Source organism: Micrococcus porci, assembly GCF_020097155.1.
GTDB lineage: Bacteria > Actinomycetota > Actinomycetes > Actinomycetales > Micrococcaceae > Micrococcus > Micrococcus porci.
Genome location: NZ_CP083691.1, coordinates 643419 through 660517 on the forward strand (window position 1 = coordinate 643419; position 17099 = coordinate 660517).

Consider the following 17099-nt stretch of genomic DNA (forward strand, 5'->3'; position numbering starts at 1 on the left):
TGCCCGGCTCACCGCTGATGATCCCCGGCCGGGCGGTCGGCCCGCGACGTCGACCGAGGGGCCCCACCGACAGCTTGATCAGCGATCATCGCCGGAGCTGTGGGGCCGTCTGGTCGCTGCGGTGTTCGCCCTCGACGGCGTCGAGGAGGGCCACAGCACCGTCTCGCCAGCAACGTCTCGCGCCGTCCACCTGACAGGCCGGCCGAAGGAGCGCACCCCGGAGGTCAACCTCTCACCAGGCCGGCGCTGGGAGCCGGTGCACCTGCATGGGGTGGACGACACGTCAGTGCACCTCGTCCTGCCGCCCGAGCGCGGCGTCCGTCTGGCCGAGCTCGGATGGCTCGAACCGCATGGCTACGCGGACTTCGGCACGGAGTGGATGCTCTACGGCCCGCGGGACGAGGCAGAGCTGGCCGTCGTCGTCGGGATCATCGAGGAGTCGCTCGCCTACGCGCGCGGCTGACGCAGCGCCCCGGAGCGGGGAAGCGGAGGTGGGAGGGGGCTGCGAATTTTTCGTTTTCGCGGGTAGTCTTGCTCCATGACTGCGACGGTGAATGACAAGCACACGGTGCTGCCGCCGACGGATCTCGAGGAGATGCTCGACGTCGGCAGGTTCCTCGACGGCCTGACGCAGCCGGCCGCCCTGGTCGGCCCTGATGGGCAGAAGGTTCCCCTGCCGCCAGAGGCTTTCAACGTCCTGCGGGACGTCGTCGAGGCGATGCGGGTGGGCAAGGCCATCACGGTGGCGCCCGTCGACCAGCTGCTCACGACGCAGGAGGCGGCGAACTTCCTCGGCATCAGTCGTCCCACGCTGGTGAGGCTGCTCGAGGAGGGCGCGTTGCCGTACGAGAGGACGACCGGTGGTCGGCACCGACGCATCCGGCTCCAAGACGTCGTGTCCTATCAGCAGCGGAAGCGCGGGGAGCGGCGTGCCGCGCTGAGCGACCTCGTAGCGGAGGCCTCGTCTGCGGAGCTCTACGACCAGAAGGCGGAGTCCTACCGCGAGGCGTTGCGTCAGGCTCGCGCCGACCTCCGGGGTGAGCGCGGGTAGTGGCTCGCTTCAGCGCGGTGCTCGACGCGTGCGTCCTCGTGCCCATCGCCCAAGCGGACACCTTGCTGCATCTGGCCGAGGCGGGCCTCTATCGGCCGGTATGGAGTGGGCGGATCCTCGACGAGACGGTGCGCACACTGGAGACGATGCATCCAGACATGCGTGCATCGGGGGCGGCGCGTCACCGTGCCGAGGTCATGGACGCCGCCTTCGACGACGCGCGGGTCGAGGGGTGGGAACAGCTCGTGCTCGGGATTGATCTTCCGGACCCCGATGATCGGCATGTGGTCGCCGCCGCGATCCAGGGTCGTGCTGACCTGATCGTCACGGCGAATCTGAAGGACTTCCCGCGTGAGGTCGTTGAGTCCTTCGACATCGAAGTGCAAAGTCCGGACGAGTTTTTCATGAACCAGCTCGACCTGGACCCGGCTCGAGTGATGACGGCTCTCGCAGCCCAAGCGGGAGCGACACGGAATCCTCCGTTGACCGTCAGTGACGTCCTGGAACGGCTGGTGCCGTGCGGTGCACCCCTGTTCGCGGAGGCCGCACGAGCCCAGCTCTGGCGGGTCGACGCTGAGCGACCTTGATTCAGCCCGACGCCAGAACCGGCGTCTGCCTGCTCACCCCCACACGCCGGAACCGGCGATGAGCCGGACCGCGAGCACCGCCATGACCACCGCGATCACCAGGTCCACCACGCGCCACGCCTTCGGGTCGGCGAGTACCCGGGCCAGCAGGCGCGCGCCGTAGCCGAGCGCGGTGAACCACAGGATCGAGGCGGCGACGGCGCCGGCGGCGAAGACCCACCGCGCGTCGGGACCGTGCTGGTTGGCGAGGCTGCCCAGCAGCACCACGGTGTCCAGGTAGACGTGCGGGTTGAGCCAGGTCAGCGCGAGTGTGGTGGCGATGACCGAACCCGCGGTGCGCGGCGCCTGCTCGGCCACGAGCCCCTGCGGGCGCAGCGCGGCACGCAGGGAGGAGACCGCGAACCAGAGCAGGTACAGGGCGCCGCCCCAGCGCAGCACCTCGAGCAGCCACGGCACGGCCTGCACGAGCGCGCCCACCCCGGCGGTGCCGGCCAGGATCAGCACGGCGTCCGAGGCCATGCACACCAGCACGACGGCGCCCACATGCTCCCGGCGCACGCCCTGGCGGAGCACGAAGGCGTTCTGCGCGCCGATGGCGACGATGAGCGCGAGTCCGGTGAGCAGGCCGGTGCCGGCGAGGGTCCACATGGATCAGGACGCTAGAGCCCGGCCGGGCCTGAGCCAAACGAAGAGAACTGCAGACGCCTAAGCTCTGCTTCATGAACCTGGATCAGCTGCAGGCGCTGCGCGCGATCGCGGACGAGGGCTCGTTCGAGGCGGCCGCGTACGAGCTCGGCGTCAGCGCCTCCGCGGTCAGCCAGCGCATCCGCGCCCTGGAGCGCGAGGTGGGCCAGGTGCTGCTCCGGCGCGGCACACCCTGCGAACCGACCGAGGCCGGCGTCGGCCTGGTGCGCGTGGCCCGGCACATGCGGGTGCTCGAACAGGAGGCGTGGGCCGGGCTGGGCCGCATGGCGGCCGGGCGCAGCGTCACCTCCCTGGCCGTGCCCGCCGACGTGCTGGGCACGTGGTTCGGGCCCGTCCTGGCGGAGGCCGCAGACTGGGACGACACGGTCCTCGACCTGCGCGTCGAGGACCAGGACCACAGCGCCCGGCTGCTGCGCCGCGGCGAGGTGCTGGCTGCCGTCACCACGGAGCCGCAGCCGGTGCAGGGGTGCGCGGCGGAGCCGCTGGGGAGCATGCGCTACGTCCCGCTCGCCTCGCCCGCCCTGCTCGCGCGGCACGCGGCGGGCGACGTCGTCGACCTCGGCGCGATGCCCATGATGCGCTACAACGCGAAGGACGACCTGCAGCGCCTCGCGCTGAGCGGCGCCGGGCTGGACGTCGCCCCGCCCACGCACCTGGCGCCGTCGTTCGACGGGTTCCACCGGTCCGTCCGGGCCGGCCTGGGGTGGGGGATGCTCGTGGACGCCCAGGCCGTCGAGGACGTGCGCGCCGGTCGGCTGGTCCGCGTGCCCGGGCTCGACGACGTCCTCGTGCCCCTGTACTGGCAGGCGACCACCCTGCCCGTGACGCGCCTGGCGCGGCTCACGCAGGCGGTGCGGGAGGCGGCCCAGCGGACGCTCGAACGGGGGTGAGGCGGCACCGAGGTCGCGGACCGTCAGCGACGTCGCAGGGGTGCCGGCGCCTCCATGGACGCCTCGACCAGCACGGGCCGGAAGCCCAGCGCCTCGTTGACGTCGAGCATGTGCCGGTTCTCCTCGGCGTTCCACGTGATGATCGCGCGGGCCTCGGGCAGTGCGTCGCGCACAGCGATGAGGTTCGCCGCCTTCACGCGCATGCCGAGGCGGTGGCCGCGGTGCTCGGGCAGCACGATGGTGTCCCACTGGTCGATGAGCCCGTCCGGGCGCGAGCGGGGCGCCACCAGCTCGCTCAGGGCGACGATCCGGCCGGTGGCACGGTGTCGCGCCACCGCGCGGAAGAGCCGGCCGGTCGTGAGGATCTGCTCGTCCATGCGACGCACGCGGGCCGCATCCCAGACCTGCTCCACCACGGTGCGTTCCCCGGAGGGCACGTCCGTGGCCATGCGGGCCTTGAGGACGGCGAGGTCGTCCTGCAGGGCCGCGTCGGCCGCGCCCTCCCAGGCATGGAGCTCGTAGTCCGACGAGACGCGTTCGGCCTCGGCCAGGGCGACGGCGGGGTCGATCCCCGGATCGGCGAAGTCGTACCGGCTCACCCGCTCGATCTGGACGAGCGCGAAGCCGTAGGACTGGGCGAGACGCACACCCGGATGCTCGGCGGGCACCACGCCGGCGCCGTTGGGCGGGGTGAGCGCCCGTTGCCCGGCCACCGGTCGCGGCGTCAGCGGCCAGGTCTCGAAACGGGTGAGGCCGGCGGTGTCCTGGACGAGCCGCTCGGCCAGTGCGCGGCCGTGGCCGCGTCCGCGGTGCCGCGGGTGGACGTAGACGTTGAGGGAGGCCGCGTCAGGGTCGTCGACGTGGTTGATCAGGACGCGGGCGTAGCCGACCGCCTCGCCGTCGACGTACGCCAGGTAGCGGCGCTGCGTGTAGTCGGTCTCGGCGGCGGCCTGGATGAGGGCGTCCGTGGGGGTCTCGTCCCACTCGGTCGTGCCGATCAGCTCGTGGTTGTACTCGTCTCCGAGCTGGCAGTAGGCCCGCCAGTGGGGGTCGTCCGACGAGGCGGGCAGGGGGAATTCGATGATGTCAGGCATGCGGTGACTGCTTTCTGCAGATAGGGGTGGGCGCAGAGGCACCCGTCGAGCCGTGCTCGAGACGGGCGCGCGGCGAGTGCGCGCCAGTGGGCGCGGTAGGCGGCGTCGCGGACGGCGTGGCTGGCGCGTCGGGGAAGCGGCGGCGGAGGTCCGGGATGTCCATGGGGGGCGAGCCTAGGACCACAGGCCGGGAGGTGCGGGGGAGCCCGCGGAGCCCGCCAGGTCCGCGTGCATGCGGGTGTTCGGCACGACGACGCCGCGCACCGTGTTCCCCGGGTCCTCCCCGTCCACGGTGAACCCGAGGGCCTCGAGCACGGGCCGCGCCGAGCGGCTGGCGCGGACGTCCACGCGGAGCAGGCCCCGGCGTCGGGCCTCCGCGAGGACGGCGCCGACCAGCAGGTGGGAGGCGCCGCGCCCGCCGGCCTCCGGGTGGACGAAGAGCATGTCCAGGACGCCGTCCGCGGTGAGGTCCGCGAACCCGAGCACCCGTCCGGCCCCGTCCACGGCGACCACGGTCCAGGCGGCGGCGCGCCGGGCGGCCCACGCGTCGGCGTCGACGTCCGCGGGGCACCAGGCGCGGATCTGCTCCGGCGTGTAGTGCGCGGCCGCGGTGCCCGTGACAGCGGCGCGGAATACGTCCAGGGTGGCGGCGGCGTCGTCGGGGGCGTAGGGGCGCAGGGTGAGCGAGGGGCGGAGCGGGCGCATCAGCGCGACCGGGATCGGCCCGCCGTAGACGTGCGGGAACAGCTCCGACTGCGGGTCGGCGGGATTCCCCGGCTCGCGGCGCACCTCGAGTCCGGCCGCGGCCAGGGCGTCCTCGTCCAGGGCGACCAGGAACGCGTCCGGGCGGTCCGCGTAGAACGCCGCGGCCACCGCGCCGGCCTGCCGCTCATCCTCCGAGGCGTGCAGGAATCCGACCTCGGCGATGCCCGCCCCGCGCGTCGACGCCGTGTAGACGCCGGCGGCGCGGGCCGCGGCCCAGTCCTCGGGAAGGGTGAGGTGGAGGATCATGCGTCCGACCTGGGGAATCGGGGCGGAAAGGGTTGTTCCGCCCTTTTTCGATCAGCCCTTCTTGGAGGCGTTGTAGGCCTCGAGGACGTCGGCGGAGATGCGGCCGCGGTCGGCCACCTTGTAGCCGTTCTCCTCGGCCCAGGAGCGCACGGCGCCGGCGTCGTAGGAGGCGCCGGAACGGGAGGAGGGGGACTTGGAGGACTTGCGGGCCGGGGCGGAGGACTTGCCCAGCGGGCGAGCCACGGCGGTGTACTTCGAGAGGCGCTCGGCGACCTCCTCCAGGACGTCCTCGAGCTCACGGCGGTGCTCCTCGTTGAGGTCGATCGCGTACTCCTTGCCGTTCACCGAGAAGTACGTGGTCTCGGCGGGGGTGGAGTTGTCGAAGTCGTCGGCGATGGTGGTGATGGTGGCCATGAGAGAAGTCCTTCCAGAGCGGTTCACCGGCGGATTCACTGGTGTGATTTCACAATGACGACTATACAGGCGTGAATTCGTTGCCGAGAAACCGCGGCGGATGTTTCATAGTGTCCGTTTCCCGACCGAAAGCGCGTGAAGCGCCGTGTGTTTCCTGGACGAAAGCGGGAGTGTCGGGGTCATGTCCCGGGCAGGCGCAGCTCCGCCGCATAGGCCAGGTGGTCGGACGCGCCGACCCGCAGAGTGGTGCAGGAGAGCACCTCCACATCGCCCGTCACCAGGACGTGGTCGATGGGCGACCGCAGCCGGCCGGGCGCGTCCGAGGGCCAGGTGCCTCCGACGTCGTCCGGGCAGCGGAGGGCCGTGTCCGCCAGGTGCACGCGGTCCGCGAGCGGACCGTGGCGCAGGGTCGCGTTGAGGTCCCCGGCCACGACCATCGGCCCCTGCGCAGCGGCATGGTCCACCGCGCTCAGGCGGTCCAGGTCGCCGCGCCAGTCGTCCATCAAGCGCGGCAGCGGCGGCCCCGTGTGGACGCCGACGACGACCGGGCCGTCCGCCCCGTCCGCAGGCTCCAGGCGTATGGCGCCGAACGTCGTCGGCGTGGGTGCGGTCTGGTGGTAGGCGCCCAGGCGGGGATGCATCGCGATCGTGGTTGGGGCGACACCGGCGGGACGGCCGCGGCTGAACCCGGAATCGGCGCCCTCATGGACCCCGCCTGCGAGGCCGGTCCCGGCCAGGGCCTCGCGCACCCGCGACGGAGCCGCCTCGGGAAGCACCAGCACGTCGGGGTCGGTCTCGTCGATGAGGCGCCGCGCGTCGGCCGCAGTGAGGGTGTCCAGGCTGTTGAACACCGTCACCCGCACGTGCCGCCCGGTGTTCCCCGTGGCGGTGGCGGGCCCGGCCGCCCAGGGCGGCGCATCGGGCCAGGCCAGCAGTCCCACGCCCAGGCCCAGGAGCATCGCCGCGACGCCGCCGACCGCCGTCCTCCGCCGGGTGCCCGCCCCTCGGTGGAGCGCCAGCACGCCGAGGCCGAGCAGGGTGAGACCGGCCCCCGCCGGCTCCGCGAACGCGAGGGCCTGAGCGAGGAACAGTCGGGTGGTCAGCCGCTGCCCGAGCTCGCTGTGCGGTGTGAACACCGCCACCGCGAGCACCGCGAGTGCCAGGAGGAGGGCGGCGGTCAGGATCCTGGCGAGGATGCGGAGCACCGGTGAGCGGGCGGACGTCGGGCGCCGCGCCTCCGTCACGGCACGACCCGGCGCAGCGGCCCGTGGGCCTGCATCTCCGCCTCCACGAGGATCGGCTGGAAGCCCAGGGCCTCGTTGACGTCGAGCATCGGCCGGTTCTCCTCGGCGTTCCAGGTGATGATCGCGCGGGCCTCGGTCAGGGCCCGGCGCAGGGCGACCAGGTTCGCCGCCTTCACCCGCATGCCCAGCCGGTGCCCGCGATGCTCGGGCGAGACGATGGTGTCCCACTGGTCGACCAGACCGCTCGTGCGGGAGCGCGGCGCCACCAGCTCGTTCACGCCGACGATCCGCCCGGTGTCGCGGTGGCGCACCGCGGCCCGGAAGAGCCGACCGGTGAGGAGGATCTGCTCCTCCTGGCGCCGCACCCGCCCCGCGTCCCAGGTCTGCTCGGCCACGGTCAGGTCGCCGGAGGGCACGTCCGTGGCCATGCGCTCCTTGAGGACGGCGAGGTCAGCCCGCACGGCCTCGTCGGCCGGACCCTCCCACGTCAGCACCTCATAGTCCGCGCCAGGGCGCTCCGCCTCGGCGAGGGCGTCCGCGGGGTCGACGGCGGGGGTCAGGACGTCATACCGGCTCACCCGTTCGACCTGCCCGAGGGCGAAGCCGTAGGAGAGGGCGAGCCGCACTCCGGGGTGATCGGCCGGGACGGCGCCGGCCCCGCTCGACGGGCGGAGCGCCCGCTCACCTTCGGCGGGGAGCGGCGTCATGGGCCACGTCTCGAACCGGGTGAAGCCGTCGGCCTCCCGGGCGATGCGCTCGGCCAGGGCCCGGCCGTGGCCGCGGCGCCGGTGGTCGGGGTGGATGAACACGCTGAGGGACGCGGCGTCCGGCTCGTCCACGTGGTTCACCAGGATGCGGCCGTTGCCGACGGGCGTGCCGTCGTCGAGGGCGAGGAAGCGGCGCAGCGTGTAGTCCGACTCGGCGGCGGCGTCGAGGAGGGCGTCGTCGGGGGACTCATCCCACTCGGTGGTGCCGAGGAGTTCGTGGTTGTGGTCGCGGTTGAGGCGGCAGTAGGCCTGCCAGTGCGCCTCGTCGGCGGTGGCGGGCAGGGGGAATTCGAGGATGTCCGGCATGGGGGTGCCTCTCGTCAGCGGGGTCGGGGGAGGGCCGCACGACGTCGGGCGTGGCTCACGACGGGCGTCGGCGGGGAGGGCTCGCGCGCGGGCGCGAGGCGTGGGGGTCACCGCTGGGACATCATGGTGTGAACCATGTCACGGATCGGGCAGAGGGGCAAGGCCGTCGGCCGGCGGCGACGACGGGCCGCCGGGTCTCGCACGACACCGGGGGACACGTGTCGAGACGTAGCGAAGATTTCGCACGACACGCGGCGAAGTTTTCACCGAGCGGGTCAGATCGAGCGGGCGCGAAAAGTACCGGACCTGCTGCCAAGCACTCAACCAACACCTCCGGTCGCTATACCTAGGGCATGTCTGACAATCGTTTTGACCATGCGAGCACAGCATTCAGGACCACAGCGGCCCTGTAGATGATCGCGTACTTGTCATACCGGGTCGCCAGACCCCGCCACTGCTTCAGGTGAGCGTACTGACGCTCGATGACGTTGCGGCCCTTGTAGGCGTCCGCGTCGAGGCCAACGGGGCGCCCGCCGCGGGCACCGCGCCGTCTGCGGTGGCCCTACTGGTCGGCCGGTTCGGAGATGACCGCTTTGATCCCACGGGCGCGTAGGTGGGTGCGGATCGCCCGGGAGGAGTACGCCTTGTCGCCCAGCACGGCCTCGGGGCGGGTCCGGGGCCGCCCTACTGGCCGGGTCACGCGCAGCTGCTCCAGAAGAGGAAGCAGCATCGGGGAGTCCCCTGCCTGGCCGGGGGTGATCAGGCTGACCAGCGGCAGCCCGGTCCCATCGACGAGCTGATGGATCTTCGTGCTCAGCCCGCCACGGGAGCGCCCGATGCCGTGATCGGCCGGCTCCTCACGCGGATTCTTGTAGTTCGATCCACCCCCCTGTGAGGCGGGTGATGTTCGTCGCGTGCTGGTGGGCGCGGGCGATCGTGGAGTCCACCGAGACCGACCAATCGATCAGGCCTTCGGCGTCAGCGGCGGCGGTCAGCGTGGCCAGCACCGTGTCCCAGGTGCCTTTTTCGGCCATGCGCCGATGCCAGGTCCATACGGTCTGCCAGGGCCCGTAGACCTCGGGCAGATCCCTCCAAGCGATTCCGCACCGGTACCGGTAGATGATCGCCTCCACCATGGCGCGGGCGTCGGCGAACGGCCTGCCGGCGCGGCCGGTCCGGGTCGGGAGCATCGGGGCGATCAACTCCCATTGGGCGTCGGAGAGCATCTGGAACCGGGACATGTCCCCAGGGTCTCAGCTGACTCGTGCATCTATTCTCAGACACGCCCTAGGAAGCCAACGTGGCGTCTGCTTCTGCGAGTACGGCTGCGATGTCGCTTTCGCTCAGTGTGTCCATGAAGAAGATTTTTCGCCCGATCTTGTACAGCGACGTGCCCATGATCACGCCGCGGCATCGGTCGGCGATCCAGAACCGATCGTGGAAGTCCTTGGACTCCACCACGCGGATGTCAGTGACGTCGCGTGCGGCAGCGAGCCGATCCAGCACTGCGTCGCGGACTTCGCGGTGCGACGCGTCCTTGTCCACGATGGCGATGAGCTTCGCGCTGTTGGCGAGGAGCGGTGCGATCAGGTCGGCCACGGACTGCGAGTAGGCCTCGATGTCTTTCCGCGCGCTGCTCGAGAAGAGGTACGGGTCAGTGATGAGGAGCTCGTCCTGCGGGGCTAAGCGATCCAGACGCTCGGCGACGTACTGGATAGCCTGCTTGGCTGGAGCCTTAGGGGAGACGTCCTCCTGTATTCGCTTGAGTCGGAGGAAGGCGCTCGGGCCGTCCTCTCGCAGTCGCTTCTGGACCTCCTCGAGGGTGTAGCCGAGGTCCCGGATCTTCGTGTCGTATCCAAGCGTCTTAGCGAAGCTCGCGATTCGCATCAAGTCGGAATACGTAAGGTTCGGTACGAATCCGTAGGCGTTGTGATCGTCCCGCACGTAAACCTCGTCGCCCGCATCCATGACTCCATCGTGCCCGGTCGGTCTGTCGCCAGGGGTGACCGACCCGGCCTTTGCATGACATAGCCGGCACGGCTTCGTGTGGTGCCTCATTGTTAGCATTGAGGCACGCGAGAGCGCCCTGTTGCCGGTGGCGCGCACCGGACCAACACCCAGGGGGTACAGATGGGCGACGGCGTGGAAGATCCTGAATCGCAGCGCGAGGCGATCCGCGCCGAAGCATCTCGCATCCACGAGAGCGCCGTCTTCTCGGCACAGGGACAGTTCGAGGCGGCGAAGCGGTGGCGTCTGGTCCATTGGGGCCTCGCGGTGCTCGCGGCCGGGCTCAGCTCGGGGACGGCCGTGTTCACGTTCGCCGACGGCGCGCAGGCATGGTCGGCCGTCCTCGCCGTGCTCGCGGCGATCTCTACGACGGTGCTGGCATCCGCCCGTCCCGACCGGCTGGCCGAGCGGGCGCAGGTCGCGGGGACCGGGTACACGACGCTGCGCAATGATGTGCGCCGGTTCCACGGCATCACTGTTCCGCAGGGTGATCCGCAGGACCTCGCCGGGGAGCTCGACGCGCTGGCCGATCGCGCCGCCGCGCTTGACCAGTCCGCGGACCCGGTCCCGCGGTGGGCTTACGAGCGCGCGAGGAAGAACATCGAGCACGATGGCGGGCAGGCCTTCGAGGCGGACGTATGAACACCGATCGCGATGCGTGTGCCTATCTGGAAGAGATCCTCCGTGAGGTGACGCCTGACGAGGAGGCACGGAAGAAGGCGGCGTCTCACCGCGCATCTCTCGAGGACTGGCTGAAGAAGGATCTGGACATCATCCGGATGCGCGAGACGGGATCGTGGCACCACGGGACCGCCATCAGCAGGCACAGCGACGTCGACTACTTCGTCACCATGCGCGGGTCGCGCCCCAGTGCCTCGTGGTCTGCTCTGGAAGAGCTCCGGTCGTCCTTGGCCCTCGGCGTGTCCAGCGCGATCGTGCGCACCGACCGGCCGGCCGTGAACCTCATGTACTTCGACTCCGGACCTTCCGTTGAGATCACCCCGGCCTACTTCCGCGATACGGATGACTACGACATCCCTGACCCGGGTGGCACCGGCTGGATCCAGAGCAACCCAGCCGTCCACCTCGACTACGTCAACGACGCACAGAAGAAGACGAGCAGCAGGGCGAAGAGTCTGATCCGCTTGGTTAAGACGTGGAAGGCTCGGAACTCCGTGCCGCTCTCGTCCTTCTATCTCGAGATGCGCGTGGCGAAGTATGCGCTTAGCAACCCGACAATCATTTACGACTGGGACCTTCGTTCCTTCTTCAAGAGCCTGGAGGGTGATGGGCTGCGAGAAATGAACGACCCGACCAATTACGGCCGCCGCATCTCGACCGGGGCGAGCAGCCTCGTGGACACCATTGCCGCGAAGTACGACATCGAGCAGGCCGTCCGGAGCTCATCGCTCGCGCTCAAGGCTGCCCAAGACGGCAATCCAAGTCTCGGCGTCGCGCACTGGCGGAGGCTGTTCGGAGGTTGAACGGCTACGTGTCTAGTCGCACGGGGTCAGCAGTCATCACGCCACGACTAGGGCATGTCTGACAATCGTTTTGACCATGCGAGCACAGCATTCAGGACCACAGCGGCCCTGTAGATGATCGCGTACTTGTCATACCGGGTCGCCAGACCCCGCCACTGCTTCAGGTGAGCGTACTGACGCTCGATGACGTTGCGGCCCTTGTAGGCGTCCGCGTCGAGGCCAACGGGGCGCCCGCCGCGGGCACCGCGCCGTCTGCGGTGGCCCTGCTGGTCGGCCGGTTCGGAGATGACCGCTTTGATCCCACGGGCGCGTAGGTGGGTGCGGATCGCCCGGGAGGAGTACGCCTTGTCGCCCAGCACGGCCTCGGGGCGGGTCCGGGGCCGCCCTACTGGCCGGGTCACGCGCAGCTGCTCCAGAAGAGGAAGCAGCATCGGGGAGTCCCCTGCCTGGCCGGGGGTGATCAGGCTGACCAGCGGCAGCCCGGTCCCATCGACGAGCTGATGGATCTTCGTGCTCAGCCCGCCACGGGAGCGCCCGATGCCGTGATCGGCCGGCTCCTCACGCGGATTCTTGTAGTTCGATCCACCCCCCTGTGAGGCGGGTGATGTTCGTCGCGTGCTGGTGGGCGCGGGCGATCGTGGAGTCCACCGAGACCGACCAATCGATCAGGCCTTCGGCGTCAGCGGCGGCGGTCAGCGTGGCCAGCACCGTGTCCCAGGTGCCTTTTTCGGCCATGCGCCGATGCCAGGTCCATACGGTCTGCCAGGGCCCGTAGACCTCGGGCAGATCCCTCCAAGCGATTCCGCACCGGTACCGGTAGATGATCGCCTCCACCATGGCGCGGGCGTCGGCGAACGGCCTGCCGGCGCGGCCGGTCCGGGTCGGGAGCATCGGGGCGATCAACTCCCATTGGGCGTCGGAGAGCATCTGGAACCGGGACATGTCCCCAGGGTCTCAGCTGACTCGTGCATCTATTCTCAGACACGCCCTAGGTGTGATGTCCAGGGAGGTTGTTGAGCCTGCTGGCAGGTGCGGCTCCGATCGCGGAGTGGACTCGGTGATGATTGTAGAAGTGCACCCACCCAGGCAACGCGGCCCTGCGTTCGGTCTCTGAGCCGTAGAACTTGGCGTAGGCCCACCCGTCAGCGAGCGTGCGATGGAACCGCTCGATCTTCCCGTTCGTCTGCGGTCGGTAGGGCCGAGTCCGCTTGGGCTTGATCCCGAGCTCGGTGCAAGCATCCCGCCAGGCATGCGAGCGGTAGGCCGAACCGTTGTCCGAGAGCACCCGCTCCACCTCCACGCCCAGCTGCGCGAAGTGAGCGACCGCGCGGCGCAGCACCGCGATGGCGGTCTGGCTGCGTTCGTCGGAGTGCATCTCGACATACGCGAAGCGGGAGTGGTCATCGATCACGGTGTGCAGGAAGCCCACCCCGAGCCGGGGCTGGTATCGGGCATCACGGGTTCCTTCTCGGTCCGAAGTCGCCGCGCGGTGCTTCATGCCCTGCTGACGCCCGACGAATCGGTGCCCGCCCCCGTCGGGGATGCGTCCGAACTTCGTGACGTCAACGTGGATCAGCGAGCCGGGGTGGGGGTGCTCATAGCGGCGGATCGGCTCGGCGGTGACCCGGTCCAGACGGGCGAGGCGGTTGATCCGGCAACGCACGAGCACGGCATGGACGGTGGATGCCGGCATCCCGAGTTCTGAGGCGATCTGCACGGGCCCCAGGCGCCGGCGCCATCGGGCGGCCACGATCTGTTTCACCACCGCAGGCGGTGTTCTGGTCGGCATCGTGGCCGGCCGGCTGGACCGGTCGACCATGCCTGCAGGTCCCTCGGCCCGGAAGCGTGTGGCCCATTTGCGGGCGGTGGGTGGGGAGACCATGAACATCTTGGCCGCGGTGGCGACCGGCCAGTGCTCCTCGACGATGAGCTTGGCCAGGCGTAGACGGGCGCGAGGGGTCAGGGCGGCGTTAGCGTGGGACATGAAGGCCTTCTGTTCGCGTGAGCGGTTTCTTGACAACTCCACTCTCGCAACAGGAGGCCTTCGCCTGTCAGCTGCTCACGCAACAACGTCCCTGGACATCACACCTAGGTGTACTGCCCGGAGACATTGGTCGAGCCAGCGGAGCGTGAGGGGGTGTCACCAGCGGCGCTATGCCGAGGGGCCATCCGGGCAATGAGCGTACTTCACCCTCGAGAGTGCTGGCTACGCTAGTCAGCCATGGCGATCAACTGGCGGCGCGCCCAATACCTCCTGGCTGAGGACCTCACTGATATTCCGGTGCGTTACATCGACGAATTGTTCGGTAGCAACGGCATCGCCTTGGGACCGGAGAACCCGCAGGACGTTGACACCTCGGTGAGACGCGCGCGGATGCGCCGCTACCTGACCACTCTCGACCTGGATACCAACCGGGCTGACCAGCAACGCTTCGCGGATGTCATGGCCGAGCGCTACCGGAAGATCGCGCTCGTGCATCAGCATGGGAACACCGACGAGACCCAGTGGAAGCTCGAGCGCTGGACGACCCTTCTGCGGGCCGCCGGATTTCAGGTGGATACCACGGCCCTCTCCGTGACGTGGCCTCCAGGCCCGCAAATGGGGACGCTCGCGCCTGACGTGCTGGCCCACCTGAACGACCCCTCCGCGATTGAGGATCACCTCGAACGGATCCACACCACCATCGACTCCGACCCCCGGTTGGCCGTCGCCACCGCCCGCTCCCTGATGGAGTCCACCGCCAAGATCGTACTGACAAGCAGGGACAAGACCTACACGGCTACCGAGTCACTCACCAAGCTCGTCTCGCGCGCCCAGGCCAGTCTGGGCATGTCACCGAAAGACCTCGGCGGTGAGCAGCCCGAGGTCCGCCGGCTCCTGCAGTCGCTGCAGGGCATCGCCGCCCCGATCAGTACCCTGCGCAATGACACCAACGTGCATCACGGCGCCGAGGTGGTGCCACAGTGGGTGCGTCCTCGTCACGCCCGCTTGGTCCTAGGCGCAGCGCAGCTATGGTGCCAAACGGTTCTCGAGACCCTGTCCGACCCCACCGCCCCGTGGCGTGTTACCGATGCCGCAGCACAGCGCTGACACTAACAACGTCCCCGACCAGTACATCTAGACCCGTCAGTGGGTGGGGCCAACGCTCGGGAAGCGCGGTGTCAGAGACCCCAGGCAGGGGTCTCTGACGGTGACCCTGGTGAAGGCGCGCGGGCGCAGCAGCACGTGGACAGTCAGTGGCCGGAGTTGATCCCGTGGAGGGCGTCGTCACCCTCGGGGTTGTAGAGATGCAGTCAAGATTTCACACGACACGCGGTGGACACTTCCGACATCCGGTGAGGAACCCTGAGGTGTGAAAAGTAAGTGCGCCCGTCTCCACCTCCAGAGTTTCCAAGGGTGGGCGGGCCGAGGTGTCACGCGGAGTCGGGGGAGTCCGGGCCTGCGTCGCCGTGAACCTCGGACGATGGGCGTTTGGATGTGCGGTTATAGACAGATGACTCCCACTCCTGCCCACCGGGACTTCTCCACCACACCCGCTTATGCGAACCGGGTCTGACGTCATGGGGCGTCAACGGCGCGTTTCGGGTCGGGTGCCACTGCGCGGCCAGGTCCGGGCGGAGGTCTGCCAATGACAGCCCAGGCTGGGGGCGGGATCGTGCTGCTCCGGCGCGCGCTTTCCCGCAGTCCGGGCAGCCAAGGGTCTGACGTCGAGTTCGCTGCCCGACGACAGCCTCCCATTCGGCACCGCAGAGACTGCAGAGCCACCACGCGGATGCGTTCCGCGCATTCGCCACGTCCGCCGGTGTCAGGCCGCCATTCTTTGATGGATGCCACTCAGCTGCGATGGCGGGGTTCAGCTCCGCCAGTGAGCGTCCGGGCTTCGGACGAGGCGGTGGGGCGAACGGATCCCTCTTCGGTCGATCCACGTGGTGGGCGCGGGTCTCCCGTTCTGCCTCCTCGACGGCTCGGGCGGTGCCGCCGTCGACGTAGGTCTCCAGACGCAATCTGAGTTCGTCGAGGTGGGCGTGAATCGGGTGATCGGTGGGAGCAGCTGCTGCTTCCTCGAGAAGGCTGGTCATCAAACGGACGGTCATGGGGTAGACGGCGGGGTCGCCGTTCTCGCAGGGGACATCGTGACGGCCGGTCAGCGGCAGCGGGTTCTGTCTGACGCGGACGGTGACCCATCCCGCTTCTACCAGCGCCTGCGTCTTGGCTAGGTCTCGCTCGAAGGTGTCCATGTGCCAGTGGTTGCCGTCGTACTCGACGGCGATCTTCAATTCGGGGCACAGCACATCGACCCGAAAGTCCTTGTCCGCAGTCTGCACGTGCCCGTCTCCGACCACGGCGGCGGGGAGCAAATGCGCGAGCTCGAACTGCAGGGCGATCTCCGGGCGGGAGCGTCGCCAGCCGGCCCCGCACTCCGGGCAGCCCGTGCCCAGTGCGACGCGGGATGCGACAGTTGTTCGCCATGAGTGGCCCTGGGTGCAGCTCCACCAGAAGCGACGCTGCACGCCCGTCGTCACATCGGCTGGTGTCAGGGATCCGTTGCGTTCGTGATCCCATTCGGCGGCCACCAGGGGTGCCTTCGTTGCGAGGTCGTTGCCGTAGCCGATCTTCTGACCTGAGCAATAGGGACACCCTCTGCCCAAGTAGGCGCGGTTGGCGATGCGGCTTTCGTACTCATGTCCAGCGGAGCAGATCCACCAGACAGTCGCTGATGTCCCGGGCTTCACATCTCTCGGGGTTCGCGGGGCGTTCTTGGTGGGGTGCCACTCTAATGTGAGGTCGGGGCGTTGGACTTCCAAAGAGGTCTCTGCAGTTGCCAGTCGACCGGAGCAGTAGGGGCAGCCGGCGCCGCCCTTGCTCAGCCGCCCGGCAGGGGAGATCTCCCATTCGTGGCCGGCAGGACATTGCCACCACCTCGGGACGTTGGAGAAGGCAGCGACCTCATCCGGTTGCAGAGTGCCGTTGCGTGTGGGGTGCCACGAGGCCGCGACATCTGGGGCGACCGCTGTCAGTTCACGGCCGGGCAGGGGGACAGACCGGGTCTTGGAAGACTTCTCTGCTGCGCACCGGGGGCACCCAGCCCGGAGAACCGTCCGGTTGCGGATGTTGGCCTGCCACGCGTGATCGGCCGCCCGACACCGCCACCAGACCTTCTTCTCCGAACCTGCCACGACGGCCGGCGGTCCCTCGTTGAGCTCCTGATCCCACTCTGCGGCCAGATCGGGAAACAGAACATCGAGACGGTTGGTTACGGAGGGCCGCTTGCCCGCACAGAAGGGGCAGCCGCCACGCTTGGACATGCGGATGCTGTTGGCCTGCGCCTCCCAGGTGTGGTCCGGGCCGGCCTTGCACGACCAGGTGAACTTCTTGTTCGAGCCAGCGGCGACTTCCTCCGGAGGCAGCGGGTTGCTCGCCGCGTAGCGCTCGCGCATATGAGGGACGTCCGCGATGGTCAGCCGCTTGCCGCCCCTGGGGGATGGAGGTGTCGTCGTGTGGGCCACGACTCAAAACCTACTTGCCGTCGGATCCGCG

At 69.3% G+C, this 17099-nt stretch carries 17 protein-coding genes and 1 pseudogene; 7 read left to right on the top strand and 11 right to left on the bottom strand.

The window, feature by feature from the left end; genetic code table 11:
• The first annotated feature begins 121 nt into the window (after positions 1 to 121).
• From KW076_RS03075 to KW076_RS03085, 3 genes are all read left to right on the top strand, one after another.
• Complete coding sequence (locus KW076_RS03075; RefSeq protein WP_350354983.1) at positions 122 to 463, top strand: luciferase domain-containing protein; 342 nt, start codon at positions 122 to 124, stop codon at positions 461 to 463.
• A 75-nt stretch (positions 464 to 538) separates the two neighbouring features.
• Entirely contained in the window at positions 539 to 1051 is a 513-nt protein-coding gene (locus KW076_RS03080; RefSeq protein ID WP_224356196.1) for a helix-turn-helix domain-containing protein, read from the top strand.
• Positions 1051 to 1638, top strand: coding sequence for a PIN domain-containing protein (locus KW076_RS03085; RefSeq protein WP_224356197.1), 588 nt, complete (start codon positions 1051 to 1053; stop codon positions 1636 to 1638). Before KW076_RS03080 ends, KW076_RS03085 begins: the two co-directional genes overlap by 1 nt.
• A gap of 33 nt (positions 1639 to 1671) precedes the next feature.
• Here KW076_RS03085 and lysE read toward each other — a convergent pair whose 3' ends face one another.
• On the bottom strand, positions 1672 to 2286 hold the full coding sequence (gene lysE, locus KW076_RS03090) for an L-lysine exporter (protein WP_224356198.1): 615 nt from the start codon (positions 2284 to 2286) through the stop codon (positions 1672 to 1674).
• A 71-nt stretch (positions 2287 to 2357) separates the two neighbouring features.
• Between lysE and KW076_RS03095 the strand changes: the two genes are divergently transcribed.
• Positions 2358 to 3233 (top strand): ArgP/LysG family DNA-binding transcriptional regulator, encoded by an 876-nt coding sequence (locus tag KW076_RS03095; protein ID WP_224356199.1) that lies wholly within the window; start codon positions 2358 to 2360, stop codon positions 3231 to 3233.
• A gap of 23 nt (positions 3234 to 3256) precedes the next feature.
• On the opposite strand, the gene KW076_RS03100 is transcribed toward KW076_RS03095, so the two are convergent.
• The 7 genes and pseudogenes from KW076_RS03100 to KW076_RS03130 form a co-directional block, all read right to left on the bottom strand.
• A complete protein-coding gene (locus KW076_RS03100; protein ID WP_224356200.1) occupies positions 3257 to 4327 on the bottom strand; it encodes a GNAT family N-acetyltransferase in 1071 nt (356 codons plus the stop codon).
• A 174-nt stretch (positions 4328 to 4501) separates the two neighbouring features.
• Complete coding sequence (locus KW076_RS03105) at positions 4502 to 5338, bottom strand: GNAT family N-acetyltransferase (protein WP_224356201.1); 837 nt, start codon at positions 5336 to 5338, stop codon at positions 4502 to 4504.
• A gap of 51 nt (positions 5339 to 5389) precedes the next feature.
• Positions 5390 to 5752 (bottom strand): histone-like nucleoid-structuring protein Lsr2, encoded by a 363-nt coding sequence (locus KW076_RS03110; RefSeq protein ID WP_224356202.1) that lies wholly within the window; start codon positions 5750 to 5752, stop codon positions 5390 to 5392.
• Between the two features lie 179 nt (positions 5753 to 5931).
• Positions 5932 to 6996, bottom strand: coding sequence for an endonuclease/exonuclease/phosphatase family protein (locus tag KW076_RS03115; protein ID WP_224356203.1), 1065 nt, complete (start codon positions 6994 to 6996; stop codon positions 5932 to 5934).
• Entirely contained in the window at positions 6993 to 8069 is a 1077-nt protein-coding gene (locus tag KW076_RS03120; RefSeq protein ID WP_224356204.1) for a GNAT family N-acetyltransferase, read from the bottom strand. Before KW076_RS03120 ends, KW076_RS03115 begins: the two co-directional genes overlap by 4 nt.
• A gap of 346 nt (positions 8070 to 8415) precedes the next feature.
• A pseudogene (locus KW076_RS03125) lies at positions 8416 to 9310 on the bottom strand (IS5 family transposase).
• 46 nt (positions 9311 to 9356) lie between these two features.
• A complete protein-coding gene (locus KW076_RS03130) occupies positions 9357 to 10037 on the bottom strand; it encodes a hypothetical protein (protein ID WP_224356205.1) in 681 nt (226 codons plus the stop codon).
• 162 nt (positions 10038 to 10199) lie between these two features.
• Here KW076_RS03130 and KW076_RS03135 point away from each other — a divergent pair, with 162 nt between their 5' ends.
• Both KW076_RS03135 and KW076_RS03140 read left to right on the top strand, forming a co-directional pair.
• Positions 10200 to 10718, top strand: a complete 519-nt coding sequence (locus KW076_RS03135; RefSeq protein ID WP_224356206.1) for an SLATT domain-containing protein — start codon at positions 10200 to 10202, stop codon at positions 10716 to 10718.
• Complete coding sequence (locus KW076_RS03140) at positions 10715 to 11560, top strand: nucleotidyltransferase domain-containing protein (protein ID WP_224356207.1); 846 nt, start codon at positions 10715 to 10717, stop codon at positions 11558 to 11560. Before KW076_RS03135 ends, KW076_RS03140 begins: the two co-directional genes overlap by 4 nt.
• Before the next feature lie 47 nt (positions 11561 to 11607).
• Here the strand turns inward: KW076_RS03140 and KW076_RS03145 are convergent.
• Both KW076_RS03145 and KW076_RS03150 read right to left on the bottom strand, forming a co-directional pair.
• Positions 11608 to 12502 (bottom strand): IS5 family transposase gene (locus tag KW076_RS03145; protein ID WP_224356208.1). Its coding sequence is split into 2 segments (ribosomal slippage): positions 11608 to 12150 and positions 12152 to 12502, totalling 894 coding nucleotides; the frame shifts between segments, so codons are not numbered across the junction.
• 46 nt (positions 12503 to 12548) lie between these two features.
• Positions 12549 to 13544 (bottom strand): IS481 family transposase, encoded by a 996-nt coding sequence (locus KW076_RS03150; RefSeq protein WP_224356209.1) that lies wholly within the window; start codon positions 13542 to 13544, stop codon positions 12549 to 12551.
• 237 nt (positions 13545 to 13781) lie between these two features.
• Here KW076_RS03150 and KW076_RS03155 point away from each other — a divergent pair, with 237 nt between their 5' ends.
• A complete protein-coding gene (locus KW076_RS03155) occupies positions 13782 to 14651 on the top strand; it encodes an abortive infection family protein (RefSeq protein WP_224356210.1) in 870 nt (289 codons plus the stop codon).
• A gap of 323 nt (positions 14652 to 14974) precedes the next feature.
• Here the strand turns inward: KW076_RS03155 and KW076_RS03160 are convergent, their stop codons facing one another.
• On the bottom strand, positions 14975 to 17068 hold the full coding sequence (locus tag KW076_RS03160) for a zinc-ribbon domain-containing protein (RefSeq protein WP_224356211.1): 2094 nt from the start codon (positions 17066 to 17068) through the stop codon (positions 14975 to 14977).
• Between the last annotated feature and the right edge of the window lie 31 nt (positions 17069 to 17099).